At 65.8% G+C, this 21664-nt stretch carries 22 protein-coding genes and 1 tRNA gene; 11 read left to right on the top strand and 12 right to left on the bottom strand.

Annotated features, from left to right (window positions below; genetic code table 11):
• Positions 1–410: 410 nt before the first annotated feature.
• The 4 genes from LI337_RS15475 to ilvA form a co-directional block, all read right to left on the bottom strand.
• A tRNA-Ser gene (locus LI337_RS15475) sits at positions 411–491 on the bottom strand.
• 27 nt (positions 492–518) lie between these two features.
• Positions 519–725 carry a DUF7981 family protein gene (locus tag LI337_RS15470; RefSeq protein ID WP_227230786.1) on the bottom strand — a complete coding sequence of 69 codons (207 nt, stop codon included), beginning with the start codon at positions 723–725 and terminating at the stop codon, positions 519–521.
• Positions 722–1108: a Rid family detoxifying hydrolase gene (locus LI337_RS15465; RefSeq protein WP_227230785.1), complete on the bottom strand. Its 387-nt coding sequence runs from the start codon at positions 1106–1108 to the stop codon at positions 722–724. The genes LI337_RS15470 and LI337_RS15465 overlap by 4 nt, the downstream gene beginning before the upstream one ends.
• A gap of 70 nt (positions 1109–1178) precedes the next feature.
• Positions 1179–2390: a threonine ammonia-lyase gene (gene ilvA / locus LI337_RS15460; protein WP_227230784.1), complete on the bottom strand. Its 1212-nt coding sequence runs from the start codon at positions 2388–2390 to the stop codon at positions 1179–1181.
• Positions 2391–3202: 812 nt separating this feature from the next.
• Here ilvA and LI337_RS15455 point away from each other — a divergent pair.
• The 8 genes from LI337_RS15455 to LI337_RS15420 all read left to right on the top strand — a co-directional run bounded on the left by LI337_RS15455 (position 3203) and on the right by LI337_RS15420 (position 12557).
• Positions 3203–4660 (top strand): sodium-dependent transporter, encoded by a 1458-nt coding sequence (locus LI337_RS15455; protein WP_227230783.1) that lies wholly within the window; start codon positions 3203–3205, stop codon positions 4658–4660.
• Between the two features lie 85 nt (positions 4661–4745).
• Positions 4746–8804, top strand: a complete 4059-nt coding sequence (locus LI337_RS15450; protein ID WP_227230782.1) for an LAGLIDADG family homing endonuclease — start codon at positions 4746–4748, stop codon at positions 8802–8804.
• Positions 8805–9173 carry a DUF7854 family protein gene (locus LI337_RS20115; RefSeq protein WP_303645264.1) on the top strand — a complete coding sequence of 123 codons (369 nt, stop codon included), beginning with the start codon at positions 8805–8807 and terminating at the stop codon, positions 9171–9173.
• Positions 9174–9252: 79 nt separating this feature from the next.
• Entirely contained in the window at positions 9253–9909 is a 657-nt protein-coding gene (locus LI337_RS15440; RefSeq protein ID WP_227230781.1) for a DUF835 domain-containing protein, read from the top strand.
• Positions 9910–9997: 88 nt separating this feature from the next.
• Entirely contained in the window at positions 9998–10219 is a 222-nt protein-coding gene (locus LI337_RS15435; protein ID WP_227230780.1) for a hypothetical protein, read from the top strand.
• Positions 10220–10416: 197 nt separating this feature from the next.
• A complete protein-coding gene (locus LI337_RS15430) occupies positions 10417–10845 on the top strand; it encodes a 30S ribosomal protein S12 (RefSeq protein WP_227230779.1) in 429 nt (142 codons plus the stop codon).
• A 1-nt stretch (position 10846) separates the two neighbouring features.
• Positions 10847–11461 (top strand): 30S ribosomal protein S7, encoded by a 615-nt coding sequence (locus LI337_RS15425; protein ID WP_227230778.1) that lies wholly within the window; start codon positions 10847–10849, stop codon positions 11459–11461.
• Positions 11462–11591: 130 nt separating this feature from the next.
• Positions 11592–12557 carry a M48 family metallopeptidase gene (locus LI337_RS15420; RefSeq protein WP_227230777.1) on the top strand — a complete coding sequence of 322 codons (966 nt, stop codon included), beginning with the start codon at positions 11592–11594 and terminating at the stop codon, positions 12555–12557.
• A 407-nt stretch (positions 12558–12964) separates the two neighbouring features.
• On the opposite strand, the gene LI337_RS15415 is transcribed toward LI337_RS15420, so the two are convergent.
• Genes LI337_RS15415 through LI337_RS15400 form a run of 4 tightly spaced genes read right to left on the bottom strand, consistent with a single transcriptional unit; the run spans position 12965 to position 14392 of the window.
• Positions 12965–13237, bottom strand: a complete 273-nt coding sequence (locus LI337_RS15415; RefSeq protein ID WP_227230776.1) for a KEOPS complex subunit Pcc1 — start codon at positions 13235–13237, stop codon at positions 12965–12967.
• Positions 13224–13358: a DNA-directed RNA polymerase subunit P gene (locus LI337_RS15410; RefSeq protein WP_066378269.1), complete on the bottom strand. Its 135-nt coding sequence runs from the start codon at positions 13356–13358 to the stop codon at positions 13224–13226. Before LI337_RS15410 ends, LI337_RS15415 begins: the two co-directional genes overlap by 14 nt.
• Entirely contained in the window at positions 13355–13624 is a 270-nt protein-coding gene (locus tag LI337_RS15405) for an eL43 family ribosomal protein (RefSeq protein WP_227230775.1), read from the bottom strand. Before LI337_RS15405 ends, LI337_RS15410 begins: the two co-directional genes overlap by 4 nt.
• A 48-nt stretch (positions 13625–13672) precedes the next feature.
• Positions 13673–14392: a DUF2103 domain-containing protein gene (locus LI337_RS15400; protein WP_227230774.1), complete on the bottom strand. Its 720-nt coding sequence runs from the start codon at positions 14390–14392 to the stop codon at positions 13673–13675.
• Between the two features lie 912 nt (positions 14393–15304).
• On the opposite strand from LI337_RS15400, the gene rtcA reads away from it, so the two are divergent.
• Positions 15305–16345, top strand: coding sequence for an RNA 3'-terminal phosphate cyclase (gene rtcA / locus LI337_RS15395; protein WP_227230773.1), 1041 nt, complete (start codon positions 15305–15307; stop codon positions 16343–16345).
• A 26-nt stretch (positions 16346–16371) separates the two neighbouring features.
• Here the strand turns inward: rtcA and LI337_RS15390 are convergent, their stop codons facing one another.
• Positions 16372–18051: a DUF3604 domain-containing protein gene (locus tag LI337_RS15390; protein ID WP_227230772.1), complete on the bottom strand. Its 1680-nt coding sequence runs from the start codon at positions 18049–18051 to the stop codon at positions 16372–16374.
• A gap of 81 nt (positions 18052–18132) precedes the next feature.
• Here LI337_RS15390 and LI337_RS15385 point away from each other — a divergent pair, with 81 nt between their 5' ends.
• On the top strand, positions 18133–18603 hold the full coding sequence (locus tag LI337_RS15385) for an arsenate-mycothiol transferase ArsC (RefSeq protein WP_227230771.1): 471 nt from the start codon (positions 18133–18135) through the stop codon (positions 18601–18603).
• A gap of 299 nt (positions 18604–18902) precedes the next feature.
• Here the strand turns inward: LI337_RS15385 and LI337_RS15380 are convergent, their stop codons facing one another.
• Complete coding sequence (locus tag LI337_RS15380; RefSeq protein WP_227230770.1) at positions 18903–19436, bottom strand: type IV pilin domain-containing protein; 534 nt, start codon at positions 19434–19436, stop codon at positions 18903–18905.
• Positions 19437–19828: 392 nt separating this feature from the next.
• Between LI337_RS15380 and LI337_RS15375 the strand changes: the two genes are divergently transcribed.
• Positions 19829–20455, top strand: a complete 627-nt coding sequence (locus LI337_RS15375) for a hypothetical protein (RefSeq protein ID WP_227230769.1) — start codon at positions 19829–19831, stop codon at positions 20453–20455.
• Between the two features lie 385 nt (positions 20456–20840).
• On the opposite strand, the gene LI337_RS15370 is transcribed toward LI337_RS15375, so the two are convergent.
• A complete protein-coding gene (locus tag LI337_RS15370) occupies positions 20841–21002 on the bottom strand; it encodes a hypothetical protein (RefSeq protein WP_227230768.1) in 162 nt (53 codons plus the stop codon).
• Positions 20999–21184 carry a hypothetical protein gene (locus LI337_RS15365; RefSeq protein ID WP_227230767.1) on the bottom strand — a complete coding sequence of 62 codons (186 nt, stop codon included), beginning with the start codon at positions 21182–21184 and terminating at the stop codon, positions 20999–21001. The genes LI337_RS15370 and LI337_RS15365 overlap by 4 nt, the downstream gene beginning before the upstream one ends.
• Between the last annotated feature and the right edge of the window lie 480 nt (positions 21185–21664).

Raw genomic sequence — 21664 nt, 5'->3', positions numbered from 1 at the left:
CGTTCCTCGCGCGCCATCCGCACCGCAACGCGACAACCGGACTAAAATCCCGACTCACGACACGCCTACCAGTCGAGTGGGCTGGCGCGAGTTTAGCTCGCGCCGACGGTTTCAGGGAGGCGCTCACGCTGAAAGCGACTGGTCCACCGAGAGTTGCATGCGTCCCCGCGAAATCGCCGGGTGGGACTGAAAGGGGCCGGTCTCTCGATCCCTCCCGGACGACTCAAGCACTAGACTGAACGAGGGCGCGGAGCAACGCGACGCGCCCTCGTGAAGGAAGCGCGCAGGGGAGTCCCGGAGGGTCGAGAGACCGGGGGCTTTCACCCCTCGTTGTCCACGACAGATTCAGCAGAGGTCGCATCACAGACCGATTTTACACCCACATCTACCAAGTCGAAATCGTAAGAGAGCGCCGGGACAGGGATTTGAACCCTGGATCCCAGAGGGAACACGCTTTCCAGGCGTGCGCTTTACCACTCAGCCATCCCGGCTCACGTCGTTCTACCGCCGTCCGAAGTTTAAGTCCTTCCTTTCCGTGCCAGTCGGCCCTCCAGCAGGTACGACACCCCACCGGCCACGATACCGACGACGACGGCGAGTGCGAGTTTCCCGAGGAAGCCGACCGGCGTCGGCCCGACGAGCAACTGGTAGCCCTGCACGAGGACGAGGAAGGCCAGCAGGCCGACCGCGCCCCACAGCAGGGCGGACTTCCGACGAGGCGTCACTCGTCGTCGACGACCGCGATGGCTTCGATCTCGACGCCGGCACCCTTCGGCAGGTTGGCGACCTCCACGGCCGACCGCGCCGGTGGTGCCGACTCGAAGTAGGTCGCGTAGGTCTCGTTCATCTCGTCGAAGTCCTCGATGTCGTCCATGAACACCGTCACCTTCAGCACGTCTTCGGGCGTCGCGCCCTCGCTGTCCAGAATCGCCACGACGTTGTCCAGCGCCTGCTCGGTCTGTTCGGCGATGGAGGCGTCGTCGAGCAGTTCGCCGTCGGGCGTGAGTGGAATCTGCCCGGCGGTGAACAGCAGGTCGCCATTCGTCGTCGCCTGACTGTACGCGCCGACTGCGGCCGGTGCCGCGTCCGTGCTGATGGTTCGCTTCATACCTCGGGCGACGACCGGCCGGGAGTAAAAGCGTGTGGTCCGGCGCTCGGGGCGTGGTTTACCCCCTGATTCACATCAGCGTCTCGACCTCGTAGTCGTGGTCGCGCAGGGCAGTGAGCAGTTCCTCGACGTGGTCGTGTCCGCGCGTCTCCAGGTCGAGTTCCACCTCGGCGGCGTTCATCCCGATCTCACGCGAGGTGCGGTCGTGCCGGATCGCGTAGATGTTCGCCTGCTGGCCGGCGATCACCTCGATCAGGCGCTCCAACGCGCCGGGGCGGTCCCGCAGGACGGTCTTGATCTTCAGATAGCGGCCGGTCTCGACCAGGCCGCGCATGATGACGGTCGTCAGGGTGTTCATGTCGATGTTGCCGCCACACAGCGCCGGGACGATGGTCTCGCCCTCGCTGTACTCGAACGTCTCGAACAGCAGGGCCGCGAGCGCCACCGCACCCGCACCCTCGACGAGGGTCTTCGAGCGTTCGAGCAGGTAGGTCAGCGCGACCGCGATCTCCTCGTCGGAGACCGTCACGACCTCGTCCACGCGCTCCCGGATGACCTCGAAGGGCTTCTCGCCGACGTGCCGGGTGGCGATCCCGTCGGCGATGGTGTCCACGCTGTCCCGCGAGACGATCTCGCCCTTCTGGAGGGAGTCGGCCACACTCGACGCGCCTTCGGCCTGCACGCCGATCACGCGAGCGTCGGGGTGTTTCCCCTTGATCGCGGTGGCGATCCCGGAGATGAGCCCCCCGCCGCCGATGGGGACGACCACGGTGTCCAGATCGGGACAGTCCTCGACGATCTCCAGTCCGATGGTGCCCTGGCCGGCCATGACGTCCTCGTCGTCGAAGGCGTGGACGTAGGTTCGGCCCTCCTGTTCGGCGATCTCGTGGGCGCGGTCCTGCGCCTCGTTGTAGTCCTCGCCGTGGAGGACGACCTCCCCGCCATAGCGTTCGGTGGCCTTCACCTTCGAGATGGGCGCGTGGCGCGGCATGACGATCTTCGAGTCAACGCCCGCACGGGAGGCGGCGAGCGCGACCCCCTGCGCGTGGTTGCCGGCACTGGCGGTGACGACGCCGGCCTCGCGTTCCGCCTCGGAGAGGGTGCCGATCCGGTTCGACGCGCCGCGAATCTTGAACGACCCGGTGCGCTGGAAGTTCTCCAACTTGAGGTGGACGTCCGCGCCGGTCAGCCGCGAGTAGGTGTGTGAGTAGTCGAGCGGTGTGTGCCGGGCGACCTCGGCCACGCGAGGGCGAGCGTCGCGCACGTCGTCGAGCGAGAGCATACGTGGGGTAGCCGGTGGACCGGGTTTCAAATTTATGTTCCCGGGTTGGCGCAATCGTTGCCATACTGTGTGGAATACGTTGGTGACATCGGTGTCGGTGTGGTCGCTCTCGGCGTCCTCCCTGTCGAATCGGTCGCGGGCAACGAGTGGTGAAAATCCCCAGTCGAAGCGGCCGGTTTTACCCGAGTCGTGGACGACGAGCGGTAAAAGCCCCCGACCGCTCGACCCGCCGCGTCTGGCGAGAGCGAAGCTCTCGCTGAGTCTCGTTCGCTTCGCTCACGAGACACTCGGTGCGCTCCTCAGTCGGTCGAGCCAGCAAGCTGGCTCTCCCTCCCTGCGGTACTGACGGGCGAGCCACGCCTCCTCGCCCGTCTGCTGGCGAGACCTCCGGTCTCGCTCTGTCACCGGCGCGGCGCGCCGGTTTCCAGCGGGACCGACGGTCCCGCCCGGCTTTCGTCGTCCGGGAGGGGTCGAGCGGTCGGCCCCTTTCAGTCCCACCCGAAGTTTGCGAAAGCGCACGCACCACCCGGTGGACCAGTCGGTTTCAGCGTGAGCGCCTCCCTGCGACCGTCGGCTCGCCTGAGCCGGGTGCATCCCGGCGAAGTGCGCGACACAGGGTCGCCCGAGGCGGCCCCACGCCGCCGAGGTGTCGCGCCAGCCTATCTGACTGGTGAGTGTGACGCGAGCAGAGTTCTCTGGCTGTCTCGGTCGTCGTCGACTCGGCTCGCTGGCCCTCAAAAACCGTTATCGTCTCACAGTGACGCTTAGACGACTCGAAACCGTCTTACAGCACCTCCGTCGAATGCCACCTAATGGCACGTGAGACGTGGGCGACGCGCGTCGGGTTCATCCTCGCCGCAGTCGGGAGCGCAGTCGGACTGGGCAACCTCTGGCGGTTCCCGTGGATGACCGCCGAGAACGGCGGGAGCGCCTTCCTCGTCGTCTACCTCGCGATCGTCCTGCTGGTCGGCGTCCCCGGTCTGCTCGCCGAGTTCGTCATCGGCCGCCGGACGAACCGGAACCCCTACGGGGCGTTCCGGGCGCTCACCGACTCCCGCGTCTGGCCGCTTGTCGGCGTCTTCAGCGTCCTCACGGGTGTCGTCCTCCTCTCGTTCTACAGCGTCGTCGGCGGGTGGATTCTCCGGTACACGGCCGCGAGCGTCACGGGCGCGGTCGGGATCGGAGCGGTCCCGTACTTCGCCGACCCCGGCGCGTTCTTCGGCGCGGTCGCGGTCGGTCCCGACGCCGTGGTGGCGCACCTCGTCTTCCTCCTCCTCACCGGTGCAGTCGTCCTCGGGGGCGTCCGGCGGGGCATCGAGGTCGGCACGACGCTGATGGTCCCCGGCGTGGCCGTCCTGCTCGTCGCACTCGCAGTGTGGGCCGCCGGCCAACCGAACGCCGGTGCCGGCTACGACTTCTACCTCCGGTTCGACCCGAGCGTCCTCGCGGGCGATTTCCTCGGCGTACTGGGGCCGGCGGCGGGGCAAGCGCTGTTCACGCTCTCGGTCGGTGCGGGGACGATGATCACCTACGCCTCCTACCTCGGCGAGGACCGATCGCTCCCGTTCGACGGCGCGACCGTCGCCCTGCTGAACACTGCAGTCGGCGTCCTCGCGGGACTGGTCGTCTTCCCCTTGCTCTTCTCGCAGGGGATCGACCCGACCGCCGGGCCGACCGCAGGGGGCGGTCCCGGCGCAGTGTTCGTCTCGCTGGCGGGCGCGTTCTCGACGCTCCCGGCCGGTGAACTCGTCGCCGTCGCGTTCTTCGGCGTCGTCTCGCTGGCGGCGCTGTCGAGTTCCATCAGCATGCTCGAACTGCCGGTCTCCTTCCTCGTCGACGAGTTCGGCGTCTCGCGACCGGTCGCGGTCGGTGGACTCCTCGTCCTCGTGGGCGTCACCGGGAGCGCGACCGCGCTGGACCAGTCGCTGTTCGGCGTCGTGGCCGGGCCGGTCGTGGACACGATGTTGACGCTCGGACTGACCGCCTTCCTGCTGTTCGTCGGCTGGGTGCTCGGCCGGGACGCGGTCGTGGAGTTCGAGCGCGGCGCGGGCGAATTCGCCCGCCAACTCTCGACACCGTGGCTCCTCGTGGTCGGCGTCCTGCTGCCGGTGTTCCTGCTGTTCACGCTGTTCACCGCGCTCGGTCTGCCGGGGGTGCTCGCGTCGGTCGGCCTCACGGGGACCGTCGGCGTCGTCGGCACGGTCGGCCTCGCGGTGCTGGTCGCGGTCGGGGCGTTCGTCGCGCTCAGAGGACCCGAGTCGGTCGTGTAGTGCGGTTCTGCTCTGTCGGACGCCCGCCGATCACTTTCGCTGTGACCCGACAGTTCTTACCCGATGCCGAACTAAGCCCGTGGCAATGGCGACTGGGCAGAACCAAGAGTTGACGGATCGGTTCATCCAGTTCTACCGCAACTACTACCGGGAGGCCATCGGGCAACTCGCCCAGCAGTACCCCAACGAGAAGCGGTCTCTGCTCGTCGACTACGACGACCTCTACCGGTTCGACGCCGACCTCGCGGAGGACTATCTGGACCAGCCCGACCAGCTACAGGAGTACGCAGAGGAGGCGCTCCGACTGTACGACCTGCCGGCCGACGTGAAACTCGGGCAGGCACACGTCCGCATCGAGCACCTCCCGAGCGAGAAGAACGTGGACATCCGGGACATCCGCGTCCACGACGACCACATCGGGAAACTCATCTCGGTGTCCGGCATCGTCCGGAAGGCGACCGACGTCCGCCCGAAGATCACCGAGGCGGCCTTCGAGTGCCAGCGCTGTGGGACGATGACCTACATCCCGCAGTCGGACGGCAACTTCCAGGAACCGCACGAGTGTCAGGGCTGTGAGCGACAGGGCCCGTTCCGGGTCAACTTCGATCAGTCCGAGTTCGTCGACTCCCAGAAGGTCCGCATCCAGGAGTCGCCGGAGGGCCTGCGCGGCGGTGAGACGCCCCAGAGCATCGACGTGAACCTCGAAGACGACGTGACCGGGCGCGTCACGGCCGGCGACCAGGTGACGATGGTCGGCGTCCTCCACATCGAACAGATGGGCAACGACCGCGAGAAGTCGCCCGTCTTCGACCTCTACATGGACGGCGTCTCCCTGCGCATCGACGACGAGGAGTTCGAGGACATGGACATCACCGACGAAGACAAACAGGAGATCGTCGAACTCTCCTCGCGTGACGACCTCTACGAGGCGATGGTCGCCTCGGTCGCGCCCTCCATCTACGGCTACGACCAGCAGAAGCTGGCGATGATCCTGCAGTTGTTCTCGGGCGTGACGAAGCATCTCCCGGACGGTTCACGGATTCGTGGCGATCTGCACATGCTACTGATCGGTGATCCGGGTACGGGTAAGAGCCAACTTTTGTCATATATCCGACATATCGCACCACGTTCCGTCTACACCTCCGGGAAAGGCACGTCCAGCGCGGGGCTCACTGCAGCGGCTGTGCAGGACGACTTCGGCGACGGACAGCAGTGGACGCTCGAGGCTGGTGCGCTCGTCCTCGCCGACAAGGGGATCGCGGCCGTGGACGAACTCGACAAGATGCGGTGCGTGACCGGAGACACACTCGTCCACACGACCGACGGAATCCTCCCGATTCGGGAGATTGCACACCGAGCGAGCGAAGCCGGCGATATCGAGCGACTCCGGAACGGTCGGACGATCCGAGGCGACGCTCCAGCAGTCTGGACGATGGACGACAAGGGCAGAATTGTCCGGCGTGACGTGAGGGCAGTCCACGAGTACGATGCGCCGGAGACGCTTCACGAGGTGGCGCTGGAATCCGGCGAATCGGTGACTGCGACAGCCGATCACCCCTTCTTCGTCTTCGAGGATGGCGAGCGGGTAGAGCGTCCGACTGCCGAACTCGATGCCGGAGACTGGGTCTACGTGCCCGAGTCGATCAGAGAAGAAGCGACTGACGGTGGCACGGTCGCCCTTGACACTGAACCGCCCGACGTGCCGTGTGACGAGTTGGTCGAAGACACGGTCTCTGTCGGTCCTGCGAAGGGGGCAATACTCGGATACATCGCAGGCGACGGCAACGTCTACAGTGACGACGACGGCGGAAGCCACGGAATCCGATTTACCAACAAAGAGGAACAGCTACTCTCACACTTCGAGTCCGTCTGTCGTGAGGCGTACGAACTCGATCCGGTACGGCACCCGAGCGAGCAACGTGACGACGGAGTCGAGACAGTTCGACTTCACGGGCGAGCAGTCGTGGACGACCTGCTCAATGCCGGGTTGAACTTGGAAACCTACGAAGGAAAGAGGGTTCCCGAAGGAGTCGGTCGAGGGAGTAGAGCGACGAAGGCCGCATTCGTTCGGGCACTCGCAGATTCAGAGGGCGGAGTAGGCGAACGCGCGATCAGGATCGCATCGAGTAGCTACGAACTCCTACTGGGGACGAAGATGCTCTGCTTGGAGTTCGGTATTCGGTGTCAAATCCAGCGGCGAGAACGAGACGACCGCCGTGATCTCTTCGTTCTCGCAATCACGGCGGACGACTCCCTCACGACGTTCCAGCGCGAGATCGGGTTCACGCTCGACAGAAAATCCGAGGCACTCGCACGAACGACCGACGAGACGACCGGGGACAGAGCGGTCCTCGACGTACTCCCGGATCTCGGAGCCGATCTCGGCGATCTCCGGGAATCCCTCCGGTTGTATCAGTCCGAGTGTGGAGTGAACGCCACGACGTACTGCAACTTCGAGAACGGAGACGCGAACGCATCGCTCCACAGAGCGGAGAGAATCTACCAGACGTTCCGTTCCCGCCGTGAACAGGCACGGGAAGATCGAACGCGGCTGGACGAATCGACGGGCTGGGAGGTACTCTCCGAACTGGCCGACGAGTACCACATTTCCCAACGCGACCTGGCCAGCGGAACCTGCTACTCTCAACAGAGAGTCTCCGAACTGTGGGAATCCGACGAGAGCCTTCGCACGACCGCAGTCGCTCGTATCCAGACGATACTCGATTCGGTCGCTGGAACGTCTTTGAGCCGGCTCGGGAACCTAGTCGACGGTGACGTTCGCTGGCGGCGTGTCGCGTCGGTCGAATCGGTCGAGTCGACGGAGTACACAGCAGACGACGGGCGAGTCCCGGTTCTGAAGAGGGAGTTGGCAGAGACGCTTGGCTGTCCGCGGGAGGACGTTAGCAGACGTGCAGAATCACTGCTCTGCGACGAACCGAGTGCCGTCTCGTGGGACGATCTCCGTGCGGAACTCGACCGACACGATATCTCTCTTCAGCAGGTCGCCACAGAGATGGGCGTGGCGGGTTCGACTGTCTCACGATGGTTTTCCGGAGCAGTCGATGTTGGGAACTTTACGACGGTCAGAGACGTATCGCTCGGCCTCGTCGACGATGTGAGAAGCGACGTATCCGCGCTCTACGAGGAGATCCTCGCCCGAAAGCGTGACACGAGGGTCTACGACCTCACCGTCGAGGGAACCCACAACTTCGTCGCAAACGGGATGATCGTTCACAACTCCGAGGACCGCTCCGCCATGCACGAGGGGCTCGAACAGCAGGAGATCTCCATCTCGAAGGCGGGAATCAACGCGACGCTCAAGTCGCGCTGTTCGCTGCTCGGGGCGGCGAACCCGAAGTACGGGCGCTTCGACCAGTACGAGCCCATCGGCGAGCAGATCGACCTCGAACCCGCGCTCATCTCGCGGTTCGACCTCATCTTCACCGTCACCGACCAGCCCGACCCGGAGAAGGACGCGGACCTCGCAGACCACATCATCAACACGAACTACGCCGGGGAGCTCCACACCCAGCGGACGAACACGACCAACTCGAACTTCACGCAGGAGCAGGTCGACAACGTGACCGAGGACGTGGCTCCGGAGATCGAACCCGAACTGCTCCGGAAGTACATCGCCTACGCGAAGCGGACCTGCTACCCGACGATGACCGACGAGGCGAAGCAGGCGATCCGCGACTTCTACGTCGACCTCCGGGCGAAGGGGGCCGACGAGGACGCGCCCGTCCCGGTCACCGCCCGGAAACTGGAGGCCATCGTCCGCCTCTCGGAAGCCAGCGCGCGAGTCCGCCTGTCGGACACCGTCGAGATCGAAGACGCCGAGCGCGTCATCGAGATCGTCCGGTCGTGCCTGCAGGACATCGGCGTCGACCCCGAGACCGGGCAGTTCGACGCCGACGTGGTCGAGACCGGGCGGTCGAAGACCCAGCGCGACCGCGTGAAGAACATCCGCCAACTCATCAACGACATCGAGGGCGAGTACGAGCAGGGGGCACCGGTCGAGGAGGTGCTCGAACGCGCCGAAGACGTCGGGATGGACCGGTCGAAGGCCGAACACGAGATCGAGAAACTGCGCCGGCAGGGTGAAGTGTACGAGCCGAGCAGTGGCCACCTGAGGACGACGTAGATGGACCGCATCTCCGCACTCCGCAACGTCGAGGACGCGATCCGGGCGTTCGAGGCCGGCGAGAGCGATCTGGCCGGAACCGAGCGCCGGGTGGTGACGGTTCTCCGCACCTACGCCACCGAGTTCGAAGCCGAGGGTCGCACCGTCTACCGGGCGACCGGCGACGAGGCCGTCGCGGACACCGTCGTCGTCGCCGAGAGTCGGGCGGCGGCGCGTGACCGAGTCCGGACGCTCGCGGACGACGGACCCCGGTCGACGAGTGCCGGCGACGCGACCCAGTCCGACGACGAGGGACGGCAGACCACCGACGGTAGAGATCAGTCGGCCGACGACGACACGCTCACCTTCGAGGTCGAACCGCTCGGGTGAGAGAGTCCCACCCGTACGGAGACCACAACAGTTTTGTTTTGGCGATTCGAGCTACGTACTAACTCAGGAGGCCGTCGCCATGCCAACGCACGTTTCTCAGCCACCGATTCGGGACTCACTCGGGGAGGCAGCGACCGTGCTCGTCGAGTCGAGTTCGACGGACCCGGACCGGGCGGCGGTCTGTACCGACCTCCTCCACTGTCACCCGACGGACCGCGAGAATCTGCTGTGGGTGACGTACACGCGCGGGCCGGACGAGAAACTCTCCTCGTGGCGGCGACACGCCGACGCCACGCCGGCCAACCTCGGTGTCGTCAGCGTCGGCGACACCATGCGGTCGGCGGCCGCCGCCTCGGCGGCCGTGGGTGGTCCGGAGGCGTCTGGATCGGCCGACACGAGCGGGAGTGGCCCGCCGAACCCGGTCGAAGCCGTCGAGAACCCGAGTGATCTGACCGGACTGGGGATCACGGTCAGTCGGTACTTCGAGGCGTGGGGACCGGCGCACCCGACGAGCCTCTGTTTCGACTCGATCACCGCCATGCTCCAGTACGTGGAGTTCGAGACCGCCTACCGGTTCCTCCACGTGCTCACCGGGCGGGTCGCGACCGCCGGTGCGGTCGGGCACTTCCACGTCGACCCCGCCGCCCACGACGACCAGACGATGGAGTCGCTGAAGACGCTGTTCGACGCGGTCGTCAGCCTCGACGACGACGGGCGAGTCGTCCGAACGCGATAGTTCGAGCGCCGTCTCGACCGTCGGCCCAGAAAGTACTTCTCGGAACTCCACGTAGAGTCGGGCGCTTCGTTCTGAAGCGGTGATTCCAGTGGCCGACTTCGACGCCATCTCCGAAACCGACGTGATGTCCGCGACCGGCCGTGGCTGGCCGGAGTGGTTCCGCGTGCTCGCCGAGTACGACAGCGCGTACGACGACGTGACACCGGTCGACCGACGACGCCACCTGCGCGAGGAGTTCCGCCTCGATCCGTGGTGGGCACGCGCCGTGACCGCCCGGTACGAGGCTGACCGGCACCGTCCGTCGGGGTAACGGCCGATCCGCCAGTACCCGATCCGCCAGCGAACGACTCTCCACGCGTCTTACCGCCTGCGCGTCGTTGAGCGACCGTGATCCGGGGTCGAAACTGGCTCAGATCGCTTCTTACACCCCGCTACTGCGACCTGCGCCGGTCTCGCCGGGTACGAAACGGGAGGCTTAAGAAGCTCCGTCGGGAACCAGCGTGTACTATGGCGAACGGCAAATACGCCGCCCGCAAACTCAAGAAGGACCGTCAGAAGCGACGATGGTCCGACTCGGAGTACGCCCGACGGGAGCGTGGGCTTCGCAAGAAGTCCGACCCGTTGGAGGGGGCACCGCAGGGTCGAGGCATCGTACTGGAGAAGGTCGGCATCGAGGCGAAGCAGCCGAACTCCGCCATCCGGAAGTGCGTCCGTGTCCAACTGATCAAGAACGGCAAACAGGTCACGGCGTTCTGTCCCGGCGACGGTGCCATCTCCTTCATCGACGAACACGACGAGGTGACCATCGCCGGCATCGGTGGCGCGAAGGGTCGCGCGATGGGCGACCTCTCCGGTGTCAACTACAAGGTCGAGAAGGTCAACGGCGTCTCGATGATCGAACTGGTTCGCGGGAACGCGGAGAAGCCGGTGAGATAAGATGTCGGAGAGTGACTCCCCCGAACCCGAGGCCCCGGCCGCCAGCGAGGACGCCGCCGCGAACGCGCTACTCTTTGGCGAGTGGGACGTCTCGGAGATCGAGTACGACGACCCCTCGACGGAACGCTACCTGCGCGTGACGCCCATCGCCCACACGATGGGTCGCCACGCCTCGAAACAGTTCCAGAAGTCGGAGATCAGCGTCGTCGAGCGTCTGATCAACCGGCTGATGCAGACCGAAGACAACACGGGCGCGAAGCAGCGTGCGACCCGCATCGTCCGTGACGCCTTCGATCTGGTGCACGAGCGCACCGACGAGAACCCGGCGCAGGTACTCGTCACCGCCGTCGAGAACGCCGCCCCGCGCGAGGAGACCGTCCGCCTGAAGTACGGTGGCATCTCGGTCCCGAAGGCCGTCGACGTGGCACCCCAGCGCCGTGTCGACCAGGGTCTGATGTTCATCGCAGAGGGTGCGAAGAAGGGCTCGTACAAGACGAAGACCTCGGCCGCCGAGTCGCTGGCCCAGCAGTTGGTCGGCGCGGCGGACTACGACCTCCAGACGTACGCGATCAACCAGAAAGAAGAGAAAGAGCGCGTCGCGGCCGCCGCACGGTAAGCTCTCTCGTCTCTCTATCTCTGTCTCTCCCGTCGGCTAGCGGTGGTGCCGTCCCGCCTCGCCTCGACGCGCGGGCGGCTCGTCGCCGGAAGGCGACAGCCGTTTTTCCGATGCGTTCGTATCGGCGGCCATGCGCCGACTCGCCCTCCGGCTCTCGATGCTCCTCGTCGGCGTGAGCGTCTTCGCCGTCTACGCCGGCGGGGCGTACCTCAGTCTGCTCCTCCTGCGGTCGCTGTGGGTCGACGGCCTGTCGCTGGAGACGACCGTGGTGGTCGTGGTCGGGTCGGCACTCCTGTTCAGCTATCTGAGCTACCGCGTCGGGACGCGGCAGACGCTCGTCTCGCTGGACGCGGTGGCCGTCGACGCCCGGCGTGCGCCGACGGTCCACGGCTGGCTCGACAGGTTCACGGCGCGGATGGAGATCGGTCGCCCGGCGCTGTACGTCGCCACGATGCAGGCACCGAACGCGCTGGCACTCGGCAGCCGAGGCAGTGGCGCGGTCGTGCTGGATCGGTCGCTCTTTCGACTCCTCGAACCGGCGGAACTGCGGGCCATCGTCGCCCACGAACTCGCGCACCTGGAGAGTCGGGACAGCCTCGTCCAGACGCTCGCGCTCGGTCTCTTTCGGACGCTGTTCGGGGTCGTCCTCGTCGCGCTGTTTCCGGTCTCGTTGCTCCTGACCGGCATCACACGCGGGGTGGCGTGGGCGGCCGGCCGGCCGCAGGGGTGGGACGCGAACCCGGTCGCGCGACTGCGCCGGGCGGTCGGACAGGTCCTCTTGGCCGTGTTCGTCGCCGTCACCCTGCTGGTCCGGGCGCACTCTCGGCGGCGGGAGTTCGCGGCCGACGACCGCGCGGTCGAGGTGACGGGCGACCCCCTCGCGCTGGCGCGGGCGCTCCGGAAGATCGAACGCGCGAGTTCCCCCGAGTGGAGCCTGCTCTCGCCGCTGTACGTCCACGACGACGAGGACCGGGACCGGTGGACGCGCCTGCTCTCGACGCACCCGCCGGTGGACGACCGCGTGGATCGACTGGTGGAACGTGCGGAGTCGGACCGATCCCGTGGTGCGGTCGCGTCGCGGGGTCGGAGTCGGTGACTTCCGTGAGAAACGTGGCCTGAGAATCTACGAACATTCTGTTCGTATATTCGTGAACGGTATCGAGTTCGACGTGGACGGCGAGCGGTGCGGGGCGACTTCCGGCGCGGGTGTTGTCGAATCGGTCGCAGACGACGAGCGGTGAAAGCCCCCGCGCTCTCGGCCCCGTTCAGTCCCACCCGGTGAATCTGCGACCCACCGTGCAACGCTCGGTGGGCCGGTCGGGTCAGCGTGTGGGCCTCCTGCGACTGGCGGCGTCTTCCGAGGCGGCCCTACGCCGCCGAGGTGTCGCCCGAGGCGGCCCCACGCCGCCGAGGTGTCGCGCCAGCCCGGTCGACTGGCGAGTGTGTCGTCTGTAGAAGTACTGGTCGAGTCGGTCGTCGGTCGTACTCGAGGTCGGCCCGTCGTCAGGCGTCGTCGGCGACCGCGAGCATCTGCTCGGCGGTGTCGAGAAAGCGCGTCCAGGTGTTCACGCCGGCGCGGAGCGCCACGAGGTCGGCGGCGGCGACGTGGACCGAGACCGTGTCGGCCTCGCGGGCGACCGTGGCGCTGGACCGGGCGTCGTCGATCTCGCCGACCTCGACCGCGAGGGCGCGTTCGACGAGGCGTGCGCGTCGCTCGTCGGACAGCGAAACGGAGAGGTGGCAGTCGTGGGGAGGGTCGCCGCTACTCCACGTCAACTTCCTTCACGTCGCGGGACCGTTCCTTCAGCAGGACGCGGTGGCCGCAGTACGGACAGCGCACGCCGCCGTACTCGTCGAGTTCGACGTCGCGCTTACAGCGGGAGCACTTGTAGCTCATTCGTCGTCGCCGGAGAGTGCCGCACGGATCGACCGGCGAACCTGCTTGCCACCGGGGGTCTGCGGGCGGTAGGCCCCGCCGGTGAAGACCTCGCCGGTCTCCTCGTTCTTCCACATGCCGGTGCCGATTCGCTTGACGGAGTCACCGTCGACCTTCGCGTTGTTCGTGTCCGCCTCGATGTCGGAGACGCGCTTGCGGGCGACGCGCCCGTATCGTGCGCCGAACCGTCCCGCGCTCCCGACAGTGCGTGCCTTCTTCTCGGCCATAGTACCGTCTCGTACCGTCGGCGCACTCAAAAAGGCTACGAGTCGAGGTTACTGCAGTTCGGCCTCGCGCAGCGCCTCGTTCAGGTCGTCACGGACGCGCTCGCCCGTCTCGCGGTTCATCGCGGTCGTCACCACGCGGTTCTCCTGCACGCTGGAACCGTCCCGCAGGAGGAGTCGCACGTTCCCGTTGTCGTCCGCGCGGGTCACCTTCGCCCGGAGGCCCGACTGCGAGCTTTTTCCGCCGGCGTCGATGGGGCCGGGGACGATCTTCTTCACGTGCGGGTGGCCGGCGACGGTGCTGATCGCCCGCCGACCCTTCCGGTCGCCGATGACGGTGGAGTGGCTCCCGCCGATCTTCTCGCGCGGTGGCGTCTCGACGACCGCGAGCGCGCGTTCCCCCCGGCGTTCGAGCACCGACTGGACGAGGTCCTCGCCGGTGACGCGGTAGAACTCGTAGTGCAGTTGCGCGCGGGTCTCCCGCAGGGCGTCGCGGTCCCCGGCGGCGTACACGACCTCGGGGCGCTTGCGCCTGATCTCGTCGGCGACTCTGCCGGCGTAGTTCCGCAGTTCGATCACGCCGGTCTCCTCGCCGTCGTCGGGGACCGTGGTGATCGTCGTCTCGCCGACCACCTCGTCCTCGTGGAGCATCGTCAGGTCGGCGCGGTCCCGGGCGAAGTCGGCGACGACGGCGTCGGCGTTTGCGGTGTCACAGACCAGGCAGTAGTCGCCCGGTTTGTCGAGGGGGGTGTGACACCGCCGGCAGTCCATATCGGTGGTGGGGTGCGGGAGTGGATAAGTGCGTTCGTTCGACGCGAGGAGCGGGTGAACCGAGGTGGGACTGTAAGGGGGTTGAGCGAGACGACCGCGACACCACTGGAACCGCAACTCCGACGGCACAGCAGACAGCGACAGCACTGCGAATCACGACAGCACGGCAACAGCGACCGCGAACAGCACAGCAGACCGCGACAGCACCGCTACTGTTAGTAGCGCACCTCCCAGCGGAACCGCGACCGCACCGCACCTCGACCGCCCCAGCCTCGGCGAACGCTCTCCGCACCGCCCGCGTTCGCCTCCATCGCGCGCGACCACGACGCGCGCGCCGGACTCTGAGGGGAAGCGCACGCCACACTCGTCACCCGAACAGCCGACGACAGCCAAGACCCCGACAGGACGCGACCCGTCGACGACCGGCACCGAGCAGTGTCCGAACACCGTGAGGATCTGCTCGCGGGTCGCGTCGTCGGCAGTCGGGGAGGTTCGGGGCGTACTGCGATTGCTGGGTTCCCAATCGACAGACGATTCGCCGGGTGACGACTAGTAGCGACGTGAGCGTTCGCACACTCGGGTGGGACCGAAAGGGGCCGGCGGTCTCGTGAACGAAGTGAACGAGACGTTGGAGAGCTTCGCTCTCCAGAATCTCGATCCCGCCCCGACGACGAAAGCCGGGCGGGACCGGAGGTCCCGCTGGAAACCGGCGCGCCGCGCCGGTGACAGGGCGAGACCGGAGGTCTCACCAGACGCGGCGGGTCGAGAGACCGGGGGCTTTCACCGCTCGCCGTCTGCGACCGATTCGACCGACTCCACCTCGAAGACCGATTCGGCAGTGTTCTATCCGGCGTATCCACCGATCTCTCCGTACCCGTACACCTACGACTCGGGGCCACGAACCACCACCCCATGCTCGAACTCGACGGCGCGGCCGGCGGCGGCCAGCAACTCAGAACCGCCCTCTCCCTGTCGCTCGTCACCGGCGAGGCCTTCCGGATGACCGACGTGCGCGCCAACCGCCCGAACCCCGGCCTGAAACACCAGCACCGGGGCGCGGTCCGACTCGCCGGTGAGATCGGCGACGCCGACGTGACGGGCGACGACGTCGGCACGACAGCGGTCGAGTTCGCCCCCGAGACGGTCGCCAGCGACCCGGTCGAGATCGACCTCCAGACGGCCGGGAGCGTCACCCTGCTGTTCGACGTCGTCCTCCCACTCGCGGTCGCGCTGGACGAGTCGCTGACCGTCACCGCCCACGGCGGGACCGACGTGGCGTGGTCGCCGACAGCCGACTTCCTCCGGCACGCGAAACTCCCGCTGCTTGCCGAGCACGGTCTCGACGCCGACCTGTCTGTCGCCCGGCGCGGCTTCTACCCCGCCGGCGGCGGCGAGGCGACGCTGACCGTCCACCCGAGCGACCCCAGCCCGCTCGACCTGACCGACCGCGGCCCGGTCGACTCCGTGGCAGTCTACTCGGTCGCCAGCGAGTCGCTGGCCGACCCCGAAGTCGCGGAGCGACAGGCCGACACCGCAGTCGAGGCGCTGGGCGAGAGCGCTCCCGACCTCGCGGTCGCCGAGCCCCGAATCGGCTACGACGAGACCGCATCGCCCGGTTCCGCGATCGCGGTCGTCGCCGACTGTGCGCCGGGGCGGGCGGGGTTCGACGCACTCGGGGAGAAGGGCGTCCCCGCAGAACAGATCGCCGAACGTGCCGTGGAGCCACTGCTGGCGTGGCTCGACGGGGGACCCGAACGTGCCCACGCCCCGCCGGTCGACACACACCTCGCCGATCAACTGCTGGTCCCGCTTGCGCTCGCCGGCGGCGCGGTTCGCGTCCCGCGTGTCACCGACCACGTCCGGACGAACTGCGAGACGATCCGCGCGTTCGGATTCGAGGTGAGCGTGGCGGAAGCCGACGACGGGACCGCCGTGGTGTCGGCACCGAGGTAGTCGGTCACCGCGAACACTCTCGCGTCTCAGTCGTCTGCGTCCGCGACCGTGACCCAGATCGGGCCGGCCCACGCCATCCCACCGTCGGCCTGCGTCAGGCGGACGTAGTAGGTGTCGTCGTCGGTCCCGCGCTCCTCGTCCCAGCGCATCCCCTCGACCGGCGCGTCGTCGGTCCACGACAGGTCGGCGGTGTAGCTGTCGAGGTCGGCGTCCGGGTCGTCGGTGCCCGCGTACTCGTGCCAGACCGCGTTGTTCTTGACCAGTTCGACGCGCTCGATGGGCGCGGTCCCGGCCGCCTCGACGGTCACCTCGCGGGCGGCGTCGGCCTCGGGAATCGACACCTCGCTGTCCGCCTCGCCGACACGCTGGTCGTCGATCCGGAAGTCGACGACGATGCGGTGTGGCTGGGTCGTGCCGTACACCCGCCGGGACTGGAGACTGTCGAAGATGGCCTCGCGGGTCAACTCGGGGGCGTAGAAGGCGTGCAGACCGCCGGGGTACGAGCGCTCGTTCCAGACGCGCCAGATCAGCCCCCAGCCGAGGCCGTCCTCCAGCCACTCCGAGAGGGAGGGAAGGTGTGGCTTCGCGTGGATCAGCGAGTGGCCCGGATGCGGGCCGTGGTAGTCGGCCGAGGCGTTCATCCCGACGCGGTAGCCCATCTGGAGGGCGTCCTGCACGTAGTGGCCCGGTTCGTTCATCTCCCCTTGCCCCATCTCCAGTGGGTACTGGTTCCCGTCGCTGCCCGGTCGCTCGCTGGAGCCCCACTGGGAGTACACCTCGACGAGGGGGGCCATCTCGTCGTCGTACGCCATCTCGGAGAAGTCGAAGGGGTACATCGCCTCGGCCGGGTGGTGCGGGATGGAGACGACGTCCGTCTCGTGGGCGTCGTTCCACTCGCGCAGGCGCGCCCAGAGCTTCTCGTAGGTGTCCGTCTCGGGGTCGTGGGAGTCGAACAGTTCCGCCGACTGGGTGTCGTCGAAGTAGACGTTGATGTGGCCGCCGACGTTGGGCTGTTTCGTCCACTCGTAGCCGAACAGCGTGACGAACTCGCCGTCCTCGTGGAACTCCTCGGTCGTTCGCTTCATCCGGTCGAACAGGCCGTCGTGCATCCGCTTGCGCTGGAGCGACGGCGGGATGAAGAAGCCCATCGTGTCGTGGTCGGTGAACGCGGCCACGTCGAGGTCCATCACGTCACGACCGAACCGGTAGCCCTTCGCCATCGACCCGACGCCGTCAGAGAGGATCGAGTGCAGGTGGATGTCGCCCCAGTAGAGCCGAAAGTCGGGTTCGTCCGCGAAGACGCGGATCGGGTTGCTGTGGAACGACTCGCCGGTCTGCTCGTTCGTCAGCGTCAGGTAGTGCGTACCGGGCGTCTCGAAGCACAGGCCGGTCTCGGTGCGGACCCCGCCGTTGTAGGCGTCGAACCGGACCGTCGCTGGCACCGAGGCGTCGGGGTCGGTCGCCGTCACCGAGACCGTCCCGTCGAAGTCGTCGAGCAGGCGCTCGTACTCGTCCCACGCCTGTACCGTCAGGTCGACCGCCTCGCCGGTCGTCGCGGTCGAGGGGACGACCGCGTGTAGTCGATCGAACGTGGGAGAGCGACTCGCCAGGAGGTCGCGGATCGGCGGCCGCCGGTCGAGGAAGATGCGGACTGTCTCGCGGGCTTTGAACAGGGGACCCTCGCTCCCGAGGCTGGACAGGTCCATACGTCTCGTAGAGTCGTCTGGTATTTGAAACGGTCGGCGGGAGAGGAACGGTTATCTCCGCCGGTCGGATACTGCGAGACGATGGCAGACACCACGACGGCCGACCTGCCGACCGGCACAGCCGACGACCCGATCACGGTCGCGTTCGTCTGCGTCCAGAACGCGGGGCGGAGTCAGATGGCGGCCGCGTTCGCCGAACGGGAACGCGACCGCCGAGCACTCGGCGACCGGATCGACGTCAGGACCGGCGGCACCGACCCCGCGGACCACGTTCACGAGGAGGTCGTGACCGTCCTGGAGGAGGTCGGCATCTCGGTCGCCGACCGGACGCCCCGCGAAATCGGCCGCGAGGAACTGCTCGACGTGGACGTGGTGTTGACGATGGGCTGTTCGGCAGAGGGTATCTGTCCTGCGACGTGGCGCGGTGACGCCCGCGACTGGGCGCTCGACGACCCGGACGGCCGGCCACTGGAGGCGGTACGGGCGATTCGAGACGACGTCGAGGCGCGGGTTGCGGCGCTGTTCGACGAACTGTTCGGCGACGCCGAGTGACTGGCGGGGGTGCTCCTCCGGCGGGACCGTAGCGACTTCGAGGCCGCGGCACTCACCGGCGACGATGGCCGGGAGAGAGCCGGATCGGTCGACGAAATCGGACAGCGCCTCGCGGACGAGTCTCCACTATCGCCGACGTCGATTCTCGCGGTCTCCCGTGGTTCGGCAGGGAGGCCGCCGCCCGCCCGACCTTCGTTCGCCTGCTCGGTGCGTACCGTCGAGAGCGACACGACCCCGTTGTGCTCGGGGTGGCCTGTGACGTCGAACGAGTCCGGCGACTCGGCGCGACAAAAGGGGCCTCAACACCAGTTCGGGATGCCGTCACCGTCGCTGTCGGACGGGGACCCCGGCGGCAGGCGCGGATCGCGTGGGACGGTCCACTTCTGGACGGTCAGCGCGTCGCCGTCGTCGTCCTCCCAGATGATCCAGTAGGTCTGGCCGGCGTCACAGATCGGGTTCAGGACGGAGTCGCTCCCGAAGCCGTCGATGTGGACCGACTCGCCGACCTTCACGACCGGGCCGCCGGTCCACACGTCCTCCCAGTAGATCGAGTTGCCGGCGTCGTCCTGGATCCGGATGTTGCTCGCGTCGGCCGACTGCCCGAACTGGTGGGTGATGACGACGAACGGCCGGTCGTCGGTGTTCCCCTCGCCGCTGGCGGTGTAGGCGCGTTCGTACGCTCCTGCGGGGGCCGGTTCCTGCAACTTGTCCTCGAAGCCGAGCGCGATGGCTCCGAAGATGCTGGCGAGGGCGACGACGATGGCGACCATCAGCACGACCCCGATCACCGGCGAGATCGCCCTGTTGTCGCCCGACCCGGCAGTGGAGGACATTGGGGTGTCTACCTCGACCTATCGGCCACAAGATACTAATAGTGGTTGGTCAGTTTCAGGTTCTGAAACAGCCGTATCTCGGTGATGTCGGTGGAATAGTCACTGGATAGTTCGTGGAGCAGACATGCTGTGTGGAGACTGGTTTACCGTGTTTTCATTGGGTACAGTGAACCGGTCTCGGTTGCGACGAGACCCGGTTGATTCGTGTCGAATGTGGATGTGGGTTGTTGGGATGCAGTTCGACTCAGGAGGTCGTTTAGAGTATCCCTGGTGAATGGACAAATCAGTGAATATCTAACGATCTGATTCTGGACGGGTTAGCCAGTCCGTGATAAATAGGGTCAAAAATACAGACCACAGACTTACAATTCCTCTCGCTCAAAGGCCAGTTGATGAGCACCGATAACCCGAATCCAGAGATTGACGGCACCATCGGGTATCTGATTAAGTCCTTTGTTGGGTACATCGGGATGGCGATGATCCTGGCTATATTTGTAGTGCCGAGTGCTGTCATAGCCGGCATAATCATTGGCCGGCTTGACCCTTCTGCTTCCCCGTTTATTTGGCTCGCAACTCTGGGCTTTTTAGCTGGCATGATGGGGCACGCCGGCAAGAAAGACATCGCCCAGGGAGTAGAGGTAGCGGAGAGAATGCAATCTTGGACGCGAAAAGAAGCGATCATCTACATGGGTGGGCTGATGATGATAATGTTCGGTATGATAATCTCAGAAATCACCCTGTTGAGCCTGCTTTCTGGAGCTATTTCCGGACTTAGTGAAGAAGGCGTGATTGTTGGAGTTCTGATCGCAATCATTGGCCCGGTCGTAGATGCTTGGGTGGGGAGAAACTCACGTCGATATACGAAGAGAAAATTCGGTAAAGGCGTAGGAATCTCATTTGCGAATCTAGGGTACTATATTGCATACCTACTCCTAGTGTTGGTTATCCTTGCTCAAGACATCCCCAAAGAAATAGCTCGATCTGCTCGTGACGACATTGACAGCATGGTCTGGAGTTAATCCTCCTCTATTTCCCTGTGTATATCGGCGTTGATATACGTACAAGCTATTGCTTGTCTGTAAAACAGCAGGGTGACTGCGATGAGGGGCAAATTTCCGATAGGCTCGCTACTCAGAGAGGTTAGTTCACTGATCCCACCAAAAAATACGACCGCATTGACAAGCACTAGTGATACCGCAAACGAGAGGAATAGCTCAGTTGCTACTTTTAGCACCACTGCTACGGAATATTCGACGGTTGATCCTTCAGCAAGTGCACGACACCCCCACCTCCGTATCCCTATCATCTGTGAGCTCGGGATCTAAAATTTGATTTCATGGACGATATCGATCTCGCTTACTCGTGCTGTCGGGTCGAACTGCTGTCAAAAAAGGTTATCGAGACCTACAACGAGTCGTCGGTCTGAGTCGAGACCGCGTAGGCCCCGATCACGAACGCGATGCCGGGGACGAGTCCCGACACGTCGGGGAAGATCGCTTGCTTGATCGCCAGCGCGCCGATCCCGAGCAGGACGCCCGCCGCGACGTTCAGCAGTTCGTCGTTCATGATCGCATCCTGTAGTACCGGACCCACAGCAGGAACCTGTTCAGCGCCTCGACCGTGTACTCGCCGAGGACGACCGTGGTGAAGAACCCGAGCAGGCCGATTCCGGCCACCATGTCGTGATCGATCACCACGCCGATCACGGCCAGCGCCAGCCCGACGAGAGGCGGCCAGCCCCACAGCACAACGCGCGTCGTCGGCCAGTGTCATAGTCGGTTCGCCGCTCTGTTGTTGTCGATATTCGAGTTTATCGTCGTTCTGAGTCCTCTCGCGTCGTTTTCGCTCGATTCGCCGATCTACTTCGAAAACCGGCCCCCGGCGAGACCGGGTTTCCAGCGCCGCCGGCCCGGTGGACACCAATAGTATAGTAGTATTCGCCGCCGGGGGTGTCGGTGGAGGACCGGGTGGACGCCTACGCTGTCATGCGCTTCCGTCCGCCTCGGGTTCCGGTACGCCGTCGAGGTGGTTCCACTCGCCGGCCCGCCACTCCACGACACGGTTGCTCGACCACGAACTGCCGTAGTCCTGCTTCTGTGCGGCGGCTGTCCGAATTTCGCCGCTGTCGGATCACGGCTTGCAGTCGAGCAGAATCACGCGGATGCGCTCGAAGTGAGAGCAAAGACTGAGAGATCGAAACACCGCCAGAAACGATTCTGCGAAAGCGA

The organism is Salinirubrum litoreum, assembly GCF_020567425.1.
GTDB classification, from domain to species: Archaea; Halobacteriota; Halobacteria; order Halobacteriales; family Haloferacaceae; genus Salinirubrum; species Salinirubrum litoreum.
This window is presented reverse-complemented; position numbering and strand designations above follow the sequence as displayed.